The sequence below is a fragment of the Acidovorax sp. GW101-11A03 genome (assembly GCF_059424825.1).
In genome coordinates this window covers 1-15,627 of record NZ_JBWKZU010000052.1, presented here as the reverse complement: position 1 = coordinate 15,627, position 15,627 = coordinate 1, and the positions used below count along the sequence as shown (strand labels likewise).

The 15,627-nt window shown below is 59.7% G+C and carries 15 protein-coding genes; 12 read left to right on the top strand and 3 right to left on the bottom strand.

Translation table 11 applies throughout. The annotated features are described in order from the left end of the window. The first annotated feature begins 70 nt into the window (after nucleotides 1-70). The 5 genes from AC07Z7_RS19070 to AC07Z7_RS19050 all read left to right on the top strand — a co-directional run bounded on the left by AC07Z7_RS19070 (nucleotide 71) and on the right by AC07Z7_RS19050 (nucleotide 3,908). Nucleotides 71-937, top strand: a complete 867-nt coding sequence (locus AC07Z7_RS19070) for a phosphate/phosphite/phosphonate ABC transporter substrate-binding protein (protein ID WP_494767284.1) — start codon at nucleotides 71-73, stop codon at nucleotides 935-937. Between the two features lie 8 nt (nucleotides 938-945). Next, a complete protein-coding gene (gene phnE / locus AC07Z7_RS19065; RefSeq protein WP_494767283.1) occupies nucleotides 946-1,836 on the top strand; it encodes a phosphonate ABC transporter, permease protein PhnE in 891 nt (296 codons plus the stop codon). Beyond that, entirely contained in the window at nucleotides 1,833-2,651 is an 819-nt protein-coding gene (locus AC07Z7_RS19060) for a phosphonate ABC transporter ATP-binding protein (protein WP_494767282.1), read from the top strand. Before phnE ends, AC07Z7_RS19060 begins: the two co-directional genes overlap by 4 nt. Next, nucleotides 2,648-3,571, top strand: coding sequence for a hypothetical protein (locus AC07Z7_RS19055; protein ID WP_494767281.1), 924 nt, complete (start codon nucleotides 2,648-2,650; stop codon nucleotides 3,569-3,571). The genes AC07Z7_RS19060 and AC07Z7_RS19055 overlap by 4 nt, the downstream gene beginning before the upstream one ends. A gap of 67 nt (nucleotides 3,572-3,638) precedes the next feature. Next, nucleotides 3,639-3,908: a TfoX/Sxy family protein gene (locus AC07Z7_RS19050; RefSeq protein WP_494767280.1), complete on the top strand. Its 270-nt coding sequence runs from the start codon at nucleotides 3,639-3,641 to the stop codon at nucleotides 3,906-3,908. Nucleotides 3,909-4,171: 263 nt separating this feature from the next. Here AC07Z7_RS19050 and AC07Z7_RS19045 read toward each other — a convergent pair whose 3' ends face one another. From AC07Z7_RS19045 to AC07Z7_RS19035, 3 genes are all read right to left on the bottom strand, one after another. Continuing rightward, a complete protein-coding gene (locus tag AC07Z7_RS19045) occupies nucleotides 4,172-5,389 on the bottom strand; it encodes an RNA polymerase sigma factor (protein ID WP_494767279.1) in 1,218 nt (405 codons plus the stop codon). 14 nt (nucleotides 5,390-5,403) lie between these two features. Then, complete coding sequence (locus tag AC07Z7_RS19040) at nucleotides 5,404-5,766, bottom strand: YciI family protein (RefSeq protein ID WP_494767278.1); 363 nt, start codon at nucleotides 5,764-5,766, stop codon at nucleotides 5,404-5,406. A 169-nt stretch (nucleotides 5,767-5,935) separates the two neighbouring features. Next, entirely contained in the window at nucleotides 5,936-6,196 is a 261-nt protein-coding gene (locus AC07Z7_RS19035) for an MAPEG family protein (RefSeq protein WP_494767277.1), read from the bottom strand. Between the two features lie 365 nt (nucleotides 6,197-6,561). Between AC07Z7_RS19035 and AC07Z7_RS19030 the strand changes: the two genes are divergently transcribed. The 7 genes from AC07Z7_RS19030 (at nucleotide 6,562) to istA (ending at nucleotide 15,577) form a co-directional block, all read left to right on the top strand. Continuing rightward, nucleotides 6,562-7,659: an alkene reductase gene (locus tag AC07Z7_RS19030; RefSeq protein WP_494767276.1), complete on the top strand. Its 1,098-nt coding sequence runs from the start codon at nucleotides 6,562-6,564 to the stop codon at nucleotides 7,657-7,659. Continuing rightward, nucleotides 7,656-8,249: a TetR/AcrR family transcriptional regulator gene (locus tag AC07Z7_RS19025; protein WP_494767275.1), complete on the top strand. Its 594-nt coding sequence runs from the start codon at nucleotides 7,656-7,658 to the stop codon at nucleotides 8,247-8,249. The genes AC07Z7_RS19030 and AC07Z7_RS19025 overlap by 4 nt, the downstream gene beginning before the upstream one ends. 46 nt (nucleotides 8,250-8,295) lie before the next feature. Beyond that, on the top strand, nucleotides 8,296-8,583 hold the full coding sequence (locus AC07Z7_RS19020) for a YciI family protein (RefSeq protein ID WP_494767274.1): 288 nt from the start codon (nucleotides 8,296-8,298) through the stop codon (nucleotides 8,581-8,583). A 382-nt stretch (nucleotides 8,584-8,965) separates the two neighbouring features. Continuing rightward, nucleotides 8,966-9,097 (top strand): hypothetical protein, encoded by a 132-nt coding sequence (locus AC07Z7_RS19015; RefSeq protein WP_494767273.1) that lies wholly within the window; start codon nucleotides 8,966-8,968, stop codon nucleotides 9,095-9,097. 215 nt (nucleotides 9,098-9,312) lie between these two features. Continuing rightward, nucleotides 9,313-10,629 carry a site-specific integrase gene (locus AC07Z7_RS19010; RefSeq protein ID WP_494767272.1) on the top strand — a complete coding sequence of 439 codons (1,317 nt, stop codon included), beginning with the start codon at nucleotides 9,313-9,315 and terminating at the stop codon, nucleotides 10,627-10,629. Nucleotides 10,630-10,686: 57 nt separating this feature from the next. Continuing rightward, the gene (locus AC07Z7_RS19005) at nucleotides 10,687-13,671 is read left to right on the top strand and encodes a Tn3 family transposase (protein ID WP_494767271.1); all 2,985 of its coding nucleotides are present in this window, start codon (nucleotides 10,687-10,689) and stop codon (nucleotides 13,669-13,671) included. A gap of 373 nt (nucleotides 13,672-14,044) precedes the next feature. After that, a complete protein-coding gene (istA, locus tag AC07Z7_RS19000) occupies nucleotides 14,045-15,577 on the top strand; it encodes an IS21 family transposase (RefSeq protein ID WP_494767270.1) in 1,533 nt (510 codons plus the stop codon). Nucleotides 15,578-15,627: the final 50 nt, after the last annotated feature.

Genomic DNA, 15,627 nt, shown 5'->3' with positions numbered 1-15,627 from the left:
CAACGCACCTGTAAGAATCCTGTCTTTGCAAGCGACCAAGAGGCATTCACACCACTCTGAGGTCGTCCCCATGAAACTCCACCGTCGTCACCTTGCGCTCCTGGCCACCTTGGCATTTGCCGGAGCCGTGCATGCCCAACAGGCGCCGCTCCAATTCGGGGTGGGCCTGTTCCAGCCAGACAAGGAAAAGAACGACGCCACGTACAAACCGCTGGCCGACTATCTATCGAACCAACTCAAGCGACCGGTACAACTGCGCACGGTGGACAGTTGGGAAGGTCTGGCCAAGTCCCTGGCCAACGGTGAGACCGACATGGCGCTTATGGGCCCTTGGGGGTACGTTCTTGCCAACCACGAGGCCGGCGCGGAGGTGGTGTCCACCATCCTGTATGACGGCAAGCCCGAGTATTTCGCCATCATGGTGACCCACCCAAAGTCCGGAATCAACACTCCGGCAGATCTCAAAGGCAAGACGTTCGCTTTTGGTGACAAGGGATCGACCTCGGGTTATCTGATTCCACGTCACTACTTTATGACGCAAGGCATCGACCCCGATAGGTACTTCAGCAAGGTGCTTCACACCAAGCACCAGGCCATCGAAACCCAGGTCACTCAGGGGGTGCTTGACGCCGGCGCAGACTACAACCGCAATCGCGACGCCATGATTGAGCAGGGCCTGATCAAAGCTGAGCAATCCAAGATCATCTGGCAATCCGCACCGCTGCCCAACGACGCCTTTGCGGTAAGCAAGAATTTGGCTGCCGACAAGGCATTCGTGGCGAGTTTGCAGACGGCACTGGCAGGGGTTGGTGCGGCGTTGGCCTCCAATCCCAAGCTATTGCCCTCACACTACACGGGCTTTGTGACGCGAGACAACACGTTCTACAAGCCAATCCGTGATGCCGGACTGGCCACTGGGAATCTGCGAGCGAAGTGAGCGTCGTAATGGCCCGCGCCCTGCGTTCTTTCGGTACTGCCAGAGCGAGCGGGCGTCTGCGCTTTCTGGGCTTGGCACTTGGCTACGGTCTGCTGGTTCTGGCCTGTCTGTGGTCCCTGGGCGCTGAGGGCGACCTGTCGTTAGGTCGCAGTCCGCTGCAGAACTTGGCCAAGACGATGTCCGAATTCGCTCATCCCAGTTTCCTGGACGTCTGGTTCGGTGAGGCAAGGCTGGAATACCGCAGCGATGACGGCACTGTGCTGCGGGTCGAGAACCGGCAGCAAGTGGAAGCCGACTACCTGGCAGGTCTGGCCCGTGCGACCTGGACAACGGTTCGCATTGCCACGCTGGGCTCACTGCTGGGCGCGCTACTGGCGCTGCCGCTGGCCGTACTGACGGCTCGCAATCTGGCCGCACCCCGTCCTCTGGCGTGGGCGGCCAAGGCTGTGCTGGATGCGATGCGGTCTATCCACACCTTGGTGTTCGGTCTGGTGCTGGTGGGCATCGTGGGCCTAGGACCAACGGCAGGTATCTTGGCCATCGGCCTACATTCGATGGGCACCTACGGCAAGCTTTTTGCCGAGGCCATCGAGTCGCTGGACATGGCAGCGATCCATGCAGTGCAAAGCGTCGGGGCCAGCCGCACACAGGTGTTTTTCAATGCCGTGTGGCCGTCCGTGCTACCGCAATTTGTCTCCAGCCATCTCTATATCTGGGAATTCAACATCCGCGACTCCACCATCTTGGGCATCATTGGCGCTGGCGGGCTGGGTCTGCTGATTTCCGAAGCCACCTCGCTGTTCCAGTGGGGCCGCTTGGCCACCGTACTGCTGGTGGTTATCGTCCTGGTGGGCTCTTTCGACGCCATGAGTCGGCGCATCCGCCGAGCATTGTCATGACCGGACCCAGCATTTTGCTCAAGGACGTCTGCTGTCAGATCGGCGGGCAAACCATCCTCGACATACCCACTCTGACGGTGGCGCAGGGCGAACGGGTGGCCGTCATCGGCCACAACGGTGCGGGCAAGTCCACGTTGTTCAAGCTGTTGACGGGCTTCATGCGACCAGTACATGGTGAGGTTCAGGTGCTTGGACGTTCGCTGGGCGCCTCTCTCGATGCAAAACAGCTGCGACTGATGCGACAGGAAATAGGCCAAGTCCTGCAGGGTCTGCACCTGGTGGGACGCCTGTCTGCGCTTGACAACGTTCTGATCGGAGCCCTCGGTCGGGTGACTGGCTTGCGCAGTTGGACGAGGTTCTTTCCTGCAGCAGAAATCCAGCGCGCCGAGGCTGCGCTACAGCAAGTGGGGATGCTCGCCCGCGCCACTGCGCGGGCAGACCAGCTTTCGGGCGGAGAGAGACAGAAGGTGGGCGTGGCCCGCATGCTCATGCAGGGCCCGCGTCTGATCCTGGCCGACGAACCCACCGCCGCGTTAGACCCGACCGCTGCGGCCGAAATATGCCGCTTGCTGGTGGGTGCCGCTTCAGGGGCGACGCTGTTAACCGTGGTGCACAACCCCGCGTTGTTGCCGGTCCTCGCCGACCGGGTGATCGGACTTCGCCAGGGCCGCGTGGCCTTTGATTTGCCAACGCAAGAGGTGGGCGACAGGCAGCTCGTCGCCCTGTACAGACCTCAGGCGAGCGAACCACCTGCCCACTGGCAGGCTGACCTGCCTTTTTTCCCACTGCACAACGAAAACCGGACTCTCCAATGACGAAAGATGACGCTGAAACTGCCGGTCGCACATGTCCTCTACGGTACCGCTATGGCGCGCAAGCCATCGCCAAAGCACCGTCGCGTTCGACAGAAACTCTGTATGTCATTGGCGGGCTTTACGGCAATCTGCCCGCGCTGGAGATGATTGAACAGATGGCCTCCAGTGAAGCGGGCCCCGTCACGCTGTGCTTCAACGGGGACTTCAACTGGTTCAATGTGGATGACGAAGGGTTTCGTGCCATCAATCAACGCGTTCTTCGCCACCAGGCCATCTTGGGGAATGTGGAGGCTGAACTGTCGTCAGATGGTGACGACGCCGGTTGCGGCTGCGCGTACCCCGAACAGGTGGACGCCGCTGTGGTTGAACGCTCCAATCGCATTCACGCTAGGCTCAAGGCCACTGCGCGGCGAAATGCAGATCTGACGCAGCATCTCACCGCACTACCCATGTTTGCCCGCTTTGAGATTGGCCGTTGCCGCGTGGGCGTCGTGCATGGAGACGCCGACTCGCTTGCCGGTTGGAAATTTGGTGTTGATGAAATCGACCAGTCGCACAACGAATCGTGGCTGCGAAGCGCCTTTGATAGCGCGCAGGTTGACGTTTTTTCGTCTACCCACACCTGTGAACCGGTGCTCAAATCCGTGGCACGAGGGGCGCAGCAGGCGGTTGTCATCAACAACGGTGCCGCTGGAATGCCGAATCTCGGTGGAAAATTCCCCGGTCTGATCACCCGCATCGGTTTGACTCCAGCCCCGTTTTCGGTAGCCTATGGAGCTTCCTTTGCCGATGCGCACATCGACGCTATCCCGGTCGCGTATGACCAGGACCGGTGGATGGAGACTTTTCTCGCGAACTGGCCTGCGCAATCTGATGCATATTTGTCCTATTTTCGAAGGATTGCGCGAAACAACTCATGAAGCGGGCCGACTCTTTCGTCCGTGCTGGCTAGAAGCCTCTTCGTGATGCAACTTTTCGGTTCCTCCAATGCCTGATTCGATTTCCCTTCGAAATGCTCCGAACATCGGGCCAAAGTCGGCCGATGCGCTAGCTCGTGCGGGCTTGACGACACTTGCCCAGTTGCAGCAGATGGGTGCTGTGGCGGCCTATGTAAAAGTCAAAAGCGCCAACGCGAACGTAACTTTGAACATGCTTTATGCACTGGAAGGCGCAATTTCTGGACTGCCTTGGCGAGTAGTAGCGAACGAGCATCGGACCAGTCTCCTGCTTGCCCTGGAAGAATACGAGCGCTGTTAGCCTCTGCCTTGAAGTTGCAGAACTTTCAGGTCGCTCACCGCCAATGATTCGGCGCTCTGTCTCCCCCCTCCGCAAATGCAGCCGCAAATACATTCAGCGCTTCGGTTGCCATGCGGGAACGCTGTGTGTCGTACAGGAAAAGCTCGAAATGACTGCTCTCAATCGCAGCAGTCATGCAACGACTGCGTGTTGATTGACCGCAACTAGCTGGTCCTTCCTCCGGCGCGGCTCCCCGCCTGATTAGGCATCTCCGGCTGGCTTTCTCACAGGCGGCCAGCCCGTGCCGCCAGAAACCGTCGATCGCTTTCGTGGGTCGCCAAAGCGATGGCCTGGTCGTACGCTCGCCGGGCTGCGTCGGTCTGGCCCGCCATGACGAGCACGGCAGCACGTGCGGCATGAAAAGGCTGGAAGTCTGCGAGTGCGTCATGCAGCTCGTTCAGTGTGGCCAACGCGGCAGCCACCAGGCCGTTCTCGGCCATTGCGACTGCGTGGTTGATACGTACCACCGGTGTCGGCTCGAGAGGGAGCAGCGCCGTGTACAGATGAAGAATCTGAGGCCAGTCCGGCGCGGGTTCTGCCATCTGGCAAGCGCTGATCGCCGCTTTGATCTGGAACGGTCCGGCCCTCTTGCGCCGCAGTGCCGTCTCCAACCTTTGCCGCCCCTCTGCTTCCACTTCGCGATGCCAGAGTCGGCGATCCTGTTCGGCGGGCGGCACCGTCGCGCCGCAGGTGCTGACCCGCGCCGCCCGGCGGGCATCGGTCAGCAGCATCAGGGCGAGTGCCCCTTCTATCTCCGGCTGTTCAGGACACAAAGTATCGAGCAATCGCGCCAGAAACAGTGCCTCGCCGCAAAGATCGCGCGCTTCGTCAGGTGCAGCGGTGTAGCCTGTGGTGAAGATCAGGTAGATGGTGGTCAGGACTGCCTGCAACCGGTCATCCCATTGCTCGGGTGGCGGCACGGCATAGGCGATACCTGAACCGGCGATCTTGGTTTTGGCGCGGCTCAGCCGCTGGCCCATGGTGGTTTCGCTATCGAGAAACAGACGGGCGATTTCGCCAGTGTTCAGGCCGCAAACGGTTCGCAGAGTCAGCGCCACCCGCGATTTGGTCTCCAGTGCAGGGTGACAGCAAGTGAAGATCAAGCGAAGTCGTTCGTCAGGAATGGGCTCTGGATCTTCTTGCCCGAGCAATTCGTTGACAAGTTGCACAGCCGCTTCGCGCTCACCGTCACGGCCCTCAGCGCGAATCTGGTCGAGCGCTTTGCGGAAGGCCACTTTGATCAGCCAACCCTGAGGTGACTGTGGCAGGCCATCGCGTGCCCAGTGACTCAAAGCTGACAGACTGGCTTCTTGCAACGCGTCTTCGGCGCGCTGGAGCGAGCCGAGCCGATGCGTCAGCGCGGCCATCAGTCGCCCCCTGTCGTGGCGCAAGACGGTCTCCAGCGCCTGGAGAGCCGCGATGGCTTGAGCGGGGGCGGTCATGCTATGGACGCAGATTAAGTGTTGGCCGGGTCGTAGTTCAACAAGGGGCGCACCTCAACGGTGCCGAAGGTTGCAACCGGGATCTGCGCCGCGTAACGCAGTGCGGTGTCCAGGTCTGGCAGATCGAGCACGTAGTAGCCGCCCAGGTGCTCGCGGGTTTCGGCAAACGGGCCGTCCATGGTTTCGACCTTACCGCCGCGCACTTTGAGGGAGGTGGCAGTCTCAATGCCTTGCAAGCCCTCTCCGCCACGCAGAACGCCATCTGCCTTGGCCTTCTCGCTGAAGGCAGCGAAGTCGGCCATCATGGTCTGGAATTCGGGCGTGCCGTAGGTAGGTTCGGACTCTGGGGTGCTGTAGAGCAAGAACATGTATTGCATGGTGAATTCTCCAATGGATGTTAGGGAAGATTAAAAGCGGTTTGAGGAAGGGCCTCTTCACCCACCGAACAAGGTGCAGAGCAGGCAGCCCATCACCATGAGCACTGCCAGCAGTGCTGGCCGTGTTGCCGATGAAGCGCGCGGGGCAGGCGGCATTGCCCACCTTGATTTACACCGGGTGGATCAACCGACCGGCCTGCAGCCAGGGAGTGCCCGCGCCGTTGACCTTGGCCAGCGCCATCGGCAGAACGACCCAAGGCGTCCGTTCGACCAAATTGCCGTGTTGGCGGTTGCATTTGTGCAGTGCTGGGTGTCCCGCGTCGCCGACAGACGCCTTGAAACTGGTGTGTATCAGGGTGACACGGACCCCGAGAATCAGGCTCAGAAGAGCCAGGGGCAGCGCGTAGATCGCGACAACTTTAGATGCCATGGAAACTCCTTTCAGCGGTGGATGGCGCCCTAAGACGCCACCGACTACCCGGATTTCGACATCGACACGAATTTTTTTGTGTGACGACTGTCCCGGTGGGAAGTTGGCGCAAGACCAGCTGTCAGTTTGCTGGATTGACGATCTTCTAATTCGGTCGGTGGCCGAGGCCAATGTACGGATCGTCCGCGCGCCCGGTCCCATGACGCATTCAAGCCCGCAACGCCAGGCTCCAGAGAACATTGCATTCGTTGCAGACCCTGATGGTTACCGACTTGAACTGATCGAACATCCATGCGCATGTTGACACGATTAGGTCATTCGTCCTACGATATTAGGACGAATGACCTAAATTTGTGGAGTCTTGCATGCATGAGCTTTTTGCCCCCTTCATGCTGAGCGACATGTTGCTCGGCAACCGGATCGTCATGGCGCCGATGACGCGCAACCGTGCAGCACCAGAGGGCGTACCGGCCCCTCTCATGGCGATCCACTACGGACAGCGTGGTGACGCCGGGCTTGTGATCTCCGAATCTGCTCCCGTGTCGGCTCAGGGGGTTGGATATCCCGGAACGCCCGGGATCTACACGGAGGAACAGGCGCAGGGATGGCGGAAGGTCACTGACGCGGTCCATGCCAAAGGTGGGCACATCTTTGCCCAGCTACAGCACTGCGGTCGTATCTCACACCCCAGTCTTCAGGTGAACGAAGAGATGCCCGTCGCCCCTTCAGCGATCAAGCCCGAAGGCTTGGCAGTCACATACGGTGGAATGCAGCCGTTCTTGACGCCAAGAGAGCTGACCACCGCAGAGATCCCTCAAGTGGTGGACCAGTTCAAGAGGGCCGCCGCAGTGGCAAAAGCCGCAGGCTTTGACGGTGTCGAGATCCACGCAGCGAATGGATACCTGATTGATCAGTTCCTTCGGGATGGAAGCAATCAACGAGGCGACCGATATGGAGGATCACCCGCAAAGCGGTTGACGTTTCTGCTGGAGATCGTGGCCGCCGTCAGCGAGATCTGGCCGAAGGGACGTATCGGTGTGCGATTCAGTCCGGAAAACCGTTTCAACGACATGCGCGACAGCGACCCGGCAGCGCATTTTGGGTACTACGCCCAAGAGCTTTCCAAACTACACCTGGCATATCTACATGTGCTGGAGGGGGATATGTCGGCCACTGTCCCGGCGGTGGACTATCGCGAACTACGGCGCCGCTTTGGCGGCACCTACATTGCCAACAACGGTTACGACAGAGCCCGAGCCATGGCAGCCATCGAGCAAGGCTCTGCCGACTTGATCGCCTTCGGTAAGCCGTTCATTGCAAATCCGGACTTGGTCACACGGCTGCGTCGAGATCTGCCTCTCGCGTCCTCCGATCCGGCCACGTTCTATGGGGGAGACGAGTGTGGATACACGGACTATCCAACGGCCACTGAGCAATCGCCTTCAACAATGGCGGCAGCATGAAATCCACCGACCCCAAACCCAGCACGCGGCAGGAGATCGTCGAGAAAGCTGATCTCCTGTTTTATCAACGCGGCTTTGAGAACACATCGTTCGCGGACATCGCCGATGCAGTGGGTATCTCGCGCGGCAACTTCTACTACCACTTCAAAACCAAGGACGACATCCTCAAAGAAGTCATTGCTCACAGAGCCGCCAAGACGCAGGGGATGCTGGACGCCTGGGCGCTCAAGGGGCGTACGCCCATCGAGAGGCTGAAGTGCTTTGCGCAGATGCTGATCGACAACCGCAAGGACATTCAGCGCTTCGGTTGCCCAGTAGGAACGCTGTGCGCCGAACTGGCAAAGCTCGAACATCCCTCACAAGGCGAGGCGGGAATGATCTTTGGTCAGTTCAGACGCTGGCTGGCGCAGCAGTTTGTCGAACTGGGCCGCGTCAAGGATGCCGATGTTCTGGCGATGCACCTGTTGGCGCGAAGCCAAGGCATTGCTTCCTTGGCCAACGCCTTCCATGACGAGACCTTCATTCGCCATGAGGTCAAACAGATCGAGGCCTGGGTGCTGGATGCAGCCAGTCAAGGCGCACAAAAGTAGATCCGGATTCCAACTCTGAAATCGTTACCCATAGGAGAGAGTTCTCATGCACATTGTCTTGCTCAAGTTCGGACCCAATCGTTCTCAAGCCGCGCAGTGGATGGCCGGACACAAGGAGTGGATTGAAAAGGGTATCAGCGATGGGGTGTTCTTGCTTGCCGGGTCTCTGGAGAATGCGCAAGGCGGTGCGCTGCTGGCAGTCAAGCTCAGCAAGGCCGAGGTGATAGCCTTGGTGGAAGAAGACCCGTTTGTGACGCATCAAGTCGTGGAGCCAGAGATCGTCAGCATTGCGCCGTCGCGAATGACTGGGGAATTCGCTTCGCTGCTTGCCTAGATTTGGGACTTCAGAGGGTCTCTCGTGGCCGGTTGGCTCCTGCGGTACAGTTCCGTCGTGCGAAAAATCCTTGTCATTTGCCTGATATTGCTGGGTAGCGTTTTCCTGACCCAGACGGTGTCGGCAAGTGTCTCTTCTTATGGGCATTGCTGTATTACCGAATGCGGTGATATGGACGGGTGCGCCGTCCCAGGCTGCCAGCCCTGCGGCTTGCACCTGATGGCCTCCACGCTGTCCCGCAGGTCGGATTCACCTCAGTCCACACGCATGCCCGGCGGCTCTGTGAAGGACTGGGCCTCTTGGCGAGCATCGGTGTGGCGACCTCCTGACTAGGGGTGGGTTGATTTCTCAATTTCCATCCAACCTAAACAGGAACATTCCTATGCAGAACAAATTTTTGAAGTTCAGTGTGGCCGCTCTCTTGCTGTCGATTGCAGGCGTGGCCATGGCCCAAACCGATTGCTGCTCAGAACTCGCTGAGTGCTGCCTGGAAATGTTGGGCTGCTGCGATTGATAGCTAGCAGTTAGCGTTCTCGAAAAGGGCTGGCGTCTATGGGCGTTGGCCCTTTTCCTTATCGGGGGGGCGGTGTTTTCCATGGTCGTGGTTCGCAGCCGTCAAGATGGCTGTGATGCGTGTGTGACATCGTACCGACGTCCCAGTCTGGGTGTTCCCAAGATGTGGTCCTGGCGCTCAAGTGATGGCCTTCGTATGATCAGAGTCACCTCGACATGAACCGCCTTGACCAATACATCGAAGCAGCCGAGCGTCACAACACCCGACGCAGCTACGCTTCGGCCGTCCGCCATTTTGAGGTGGAGTGGAAGGGGCTGTTGCCCGCCACCTCCGACACCATTGCGCGCTACCTGGCCGACCACGCTGAGACGCTTGCCATCAACACGCTGCGCCAACGGCTGGCAGCGTTGTCCCGCTGGCATGCCGACCAGGGATTCCCCGATCCCACCAAATCGCCGCTGGTACGCCAAGTTCTCAAAGGCATTCGTTCCGTCCACGCCGTGCCAGAAAAGCGCGCACGCCCGTTGGAACTGGCGGTGCTCCAGCAGGTTGATCAGTGGCTCGATACCGCCATCACCAACGCCCGCAGGATGGGCGACCACCCAAGCTTGCTTCGCCACACACGCGATCGCAGCCTGATGCTGTTGGGTTTCTGGCGCGGGTTTCGCTCCGACGAACTGGTCAATCTGCGCGTCGAAAACACCGAGGTGACTCGCGGTGAAGGCATGACCTGCTACCTGGGCCGCAGCAAGGGCGACAGGCAACTGCAGGGCAGGGTCTTCAAATGTCCCGCGTTGTCGCGTCTATGTCCTGTGACAGCCTTCAACGCCTGGGTGGACCTGGCTGGGTTGAGCGAGGGCCCGGTCTTCCGGAAGATTGATCGTTGGGGTCATATTTCCGAGGAAAGTCTGCAACCCAATAGCCTGATTCCCTTGCTGCGCAGTCTCCTTGCCCAGGCAGGCGTTGATTCACCAGCAGAGTACAGCAGCCACTCCATGCGCCGTGGATTTGCGGGCTGGGCACGCGCCAGCGGCTGGGATATCAAGGAGTTGATGGAGTATGTCGGCTGGAAGGATGTCAAATCGGCGATGCGCTATTTGGATGCACCATCCTCAGGCCTGCAAGCGCGCTTCGAACAGGGGCTGACCGCGCTGGCCCCCGCAGATTGGACACCAGTACCGCCAGCACAGCCAGCGCCCGAAAGCGCTCAAACTCTGCATTTGGCGGCCGCAGAGGAGGCATCCATCGCGATCGTGCGCGTCACGATGACGCTAGCACGCTTCAGCAAGCAGTCGCGTGGCCTGGCCAGGGGGCATCGGCTGATTGAGCAGACCTGTTTCGAGCGTTTTGCCATGCAGCGCCTGAACACTGAGGGCACACTCTATGAACTGGCGATTCCATACCAGTCCCGCGACGCGCTGGACGAGATGATGGCCGCGTTGCTGGACGACATGTACCGCATTGCCGAGGACAACCAGTGCCTGCTGGAGGCGTCGTTTCACGAGCTTGCCACCAATTCGCACTGGGATTGAAGTGATGGGAACACCGGTGGCCAGACGGGGTAGCGCCAAAGGGAGTCGTGCCCGCAGATGACCACACCGAACGAGACGGCGTACCCCAGCCTGAACCCCGATCCAACGCCCCGTGAGCTGGATGAGCTTTATACGCCCACCGAGGAAGAAAAACGCTTGGCTGCCAGTATTGGCAAGCGTGCCTCGCCCCGCGTCGCTGCGTTGATCCACCTGAAGGTTTTTCAGCGGCTGGGTTATTTCATTCCACTCGCTGATGTGCCCCAGGCCATCAGAGACCGTATTGCCCAGACGGCAGGACTGGCCAAGCCGCCTACGCTGGCGGATCTCAAGCGCTTTGAGGTCTCTGGTTCGCGCGCGGGCGTTTTCGCGGCTTTGCGTCAGTATCTGAACGTCAAACCGCTCGGCCCAGAAGGCCAGGCATGGCTGGTTGCGGTGGCCGACGCGGCAGCTGAAACCAAACAGGCGGTGGCCGACATCATCAACGTGATGCTGGAGGAGCTGGTCCACCACCGCTACGAGTTGCCCGCCTTCTCAACACTGGACCGCATGGCGTTTCGGGCACGGGAAAAGAGCAACAGCCGGTACTTTTCAGCCATTACTAGTCAACTGACCGCACAGACCCGCGCCCTGATCGACGGACTGCTCAAAACAGCACCGGGAGAGTCCGTTTCCGCATGGCAGACGCTCAAGCGTGAGCCCAAACGGCCAACAAACAAGGAGACGCGAACGTACATCCAGCACATCCGTCGCCTGCAGCACATGGTGGAGCAGCTCCCCAAACCCGATGTGCCTGTGCCAAAACTCAAGCAGTTTAGGCACCTGGCGCGCGCGCTCAATGCGGGAGAAATGGCCGAACTCAAGCCGCAAAAGCGCTACGCCCTGGCGGTCATCTTCATCCGGGCGCAGCACGCCCAATCCCTGGATGATGCCGCAGACCTGTTCATTCGCCTCATGCAGAACCTGGAAAACAATGCCCGGCAAAAGCTGCTGTCTTTCCAGCAGGAACGGGTCCAGAAAACCGACATGCTGGTGGGGCAGCTCAAAGACATCCTGGGGGCCTATCAACTGGAAGGGACGGACTCTCAGCGCGTGGATGCCATTGGTACCACGCTGGTGGCCGATGTGGACGAACTGCTCAACGAATGCGAACAGCACCTGGCGTACGCCGGACGAAATCACTTTCCTTTCCTGCTGCAGCCTTACAAGATGGTTCGGGCCCAGCTGATCAATTGCATCAGCATCGCCTCTCCGGCAGCAAGCAGTGAAGATCTGGTAATGGAGCGGTTGATTGAGGCGCTCTACAAGCTGCGTGACAACCGCAACGATGTCGTGCCACTGGACATGCTGGGTTTGGCTGAAGACAACGACTTTCGCTGGATGTCGGCACAGTGGCGAAAGCTGGTGCTGGTCAAGCCATCGGGCAAAGGCCCTGCGCTGACGGTCCACCGGAGGTATTTTGAGCTGGCGGTGCTGCATGCCGTCAAGGACGATCTGAAGTCGGGCGATCTCTTCATCAAATACGGCGAGCGGTATGACGACTACCGCGAGCAGTTGGTCGATGACAAAACTTTTGAAAAAGAGGTCGGCGACTACGGCCGGGTCACCGGAATCGAGACGGACCCCAGCACTTTTGTGGATCAGCTCAAATCAGCCATGGCTCAGCGGGCCAGGGACGTTGATGCTGCTTTTCCAGAAAACGCCCATGCCGAGATAGTTGATGGCCGCCTCATCTTGCGCAAGCCGGCACGCTCAGAAATCGCCCCTGCGGCAGCTCGCATCGATGCCTTGATCTCTGAACGGATGGAAGCGGTCAGTATCGTGGATGTCATGATCGATACCGAGCGCTGGCTGGACCTGCACAAGCTGTTCCGGCCCTTGGCCGGGACGGACAGCCGCCTTGGGGATCTTCGCATGCGGGTCATCACGACACTGTTCTGCTATGGCTGCAATCTGGGGCCGGGTCAGACCGCCAAGTCCATCAAAGGGCTGAGCCGACGCCAGATCTCCTGGCTGAATCTGAAATACGTGAGCGAGGATCTGCTGGACAAAGCCATCGTGAAGGTGATTAACGCCTACAACAAGTTTGAACTGCCAGGTTACTGGGGGACGGGAAAACACGTTTCAGCCGACGGTACCAAGTGGAACCTATACGAACAAAACCTGCTGTCAGAGCACCATATCCGCTATGGCGGGTACGGCGGCATCGGCTACTACCACGTGTCTGACAAGTTCATCGCTCTGTTCAGCCATTTCATTTCCTGTGGCACCTATGAAGGCCTCCACATCCTGGACGGGCTGGAGAGCAACGAATCGGACATCCGGCCTGACACTATCCACGGTGATACCCAGGCTCAGAGCTACCCCATCTTCGCGCTCTCCCACCTCCTGGGCATCAAGCTTATGCCGCGTATTCGGGGAATCCAGGATCTCAAGTTCCATCGTCCGGTACCGGGCAACATGTATCCCAACATCAATGCGTTGTTCAGCGACGTGATCGATTGGAAGCTCATTGAAATGCATTTTCCTGCGATGTTGCGGGTAGCGGTTTCCATCAAGACCGGGAAAATCACTCCATCGACCATCTTGCGTCGGCTGGGCACTTACAGCCGCAAAAACAAGCTGTACTTCGCCTTTGTGGAACTGGGCAAGGTGATCCGCACCATGTTCCTGTTGAGCTACATCGGCGATGTCGGGCTTCGCAAGGTGATCCATGCCGAAACCAACAAGAGCGAGCAATTTAACGGCTTTGCCGGGTGGTCATTCTTTGGGGGAGAGGGGATCATTGCGGAGAACATCCGGCACGAGCAGCGCAAGGTGATCAAGTACAACCATCTTGTGGCCAACATGATCATTCTGCATAACGTGGTGGGCATGACACGGGTTTTGCAGGAACTCCGCGATGAGGGCACCGAGATCACGCAGGAGATCTTGGCCGGCCTGGCGCCGTTTCGCACGGCACACATCAATCGGTTTGGGGACTACACACTGGACTTCCGGCGCAAGATCGGTCCGTTGAATTCCGATGCCACAATAATTCAATAAAATCAAAGGGTTAGGTGTGTTTCTGCGGTTTTTTACATGAATCCCTGCCGACCCTCAGGTGAGCGCAAGGTCAACGCGGATGGTGCCGGACAGAATATGAAGTTTGATATGCGGGCGTACACATATGAGGGATCTGTCATGTGGTTGGCCGCTCGCTTGTATCAAGGACAGACCACCAACTTCCGTACAGTGGACGGGGGCTTTGCACCCGTGTACAGCGGGCCAATGGTGAGTGCCTTCAGCGCATCATTGCCTTCAGGTGTTGGTGCCGATGCAATCTTGACCAGCTAAACCGCAAAGTGCCAATTCAATATTGACCAGGGTGTTCCACTGACCTGCTGAGAATTTCAGCAGGGGATTCAAGGTGATCACCATGGACATGATTGGCAAGGTCAGGCGCATGAGGCTGCGCGACCAACTCTCTCTCAGCGAGATCGCAAAGCGCACGGGCCTGTCGCGCAATACGGTCAAGAAGTGGCTCAAGGCGCCCGGCGATGTTGTGCCGAAGTACGAGCGGGTGAAGCTCGATGGCAAGCTCACGGCGTTCGAGCCGGCCCTGCACCAGGCGCTCACGACCGACAGCCATCGCCCCAAGCAGGGACGGCGCAGCGGCCGAGCTTTGTTTGCTCAGATACAGGCCCAGGGCTATCGCGGCGGCTACAGCGCCGTCACCGACTACATCCGGCGCTGGCGGGTGGAGTCCGCAGCCAGTCCAGCCAAGGCGTTCGTTCCGATGAGCTTCGAGCTGGGCGAGGCCTTTCAGTTCGACTGGAGCGTCGAAGCCATGCTCGTCGGCGGCGTGTTCTACAACGTGCAAGTGGCGCACCTGAAGCTGTGCGCCAGCCGGGCCTTCTGGCTGGCGGCCTACCCCAGCCAGGGCCATGAGATGCTGTTCGACGCGCACACCCGCTCGTTCCAGGCGCTTGGCGGTGTCACCCGGCGCGGCATCTACGACAACATGCGCACCGCCGTGGACAAGGTGCAGCGCGGCAAGCAGCGCACGGTCAACGCGCGCTTCGCAGCCATGTGCAGTCACTACCTGTTCGACCCCGACTTCTGCAACGTCGCCTCCGGCTGGGAGAAGGGTGTAGTCGAGAAGAACGTGCAAGACAGCCGCAGGCGCATCTGGATCGAAGCCGCGACCCGTCGCTTCGGCTCGTTCATCGAACTCAATGCCTGGCTGAGCGAGCGATGTCGTTCGGTGTGGAGCGACACCACGCACCCGATCCATCGGCAGTTCACCGTGGCCGAGATGTGGGAGCTGGAGAAGCCTCACCTCATGGCCATGCCGGCCCCCTTCGACGGCTACGTCGAACGGTTGGCCCGGGTCAGCAGCACCTGCCTGGTGGCTGCCGCGCGCAACCGTTATTCTGTGCCATGCGAGTGGGCCGGCCACATCGTCAGCACCCGCGTCTATCCCGAGCGAATCGATGTGGCGGCCGCGGACGCCGTCGTCGCGAGTCACGCCCGGCTGCCGGGCAGCGGCCAGACCAGCTACGATTGGCAGCACTACATCGACCTGGTGCAGCGCAAACCGGGCGCCTTGCGCAACGGCACGCCGTTCCTGGACCTGCCGGCGCCGTTGCTGCGTTTGCGCCAGTCGCTGCTCAGGCACCCTGGAGGAGACCGGGTCATGGCACAGGTGCTGGCCGTGGTGCCGCAGGCCGGGCTGGAAGCGGTGCTGGTGGCCATCGAGCTGGTACTCGAAGGCAGGACCCCCAGCGGCAGCATTAGCGTGGAACACGTGCGCAACGTGCTGGCCCGCTTGAACAACCCGGCCACGCCGGCGCAAGCGCAGACGTCCTTGCAACTCACCCAGGCGCCCAAGGCCGATACCGCGCGTTATGACCGGCTGCGCCCCACCCACCAGGATCATCTAGACGGGCAGGAGGTGGGCCATGCGTGAGACCTCCATCGATGTACAGGCCCAACTGAAGGCGCTGCGGCTCAACGGCA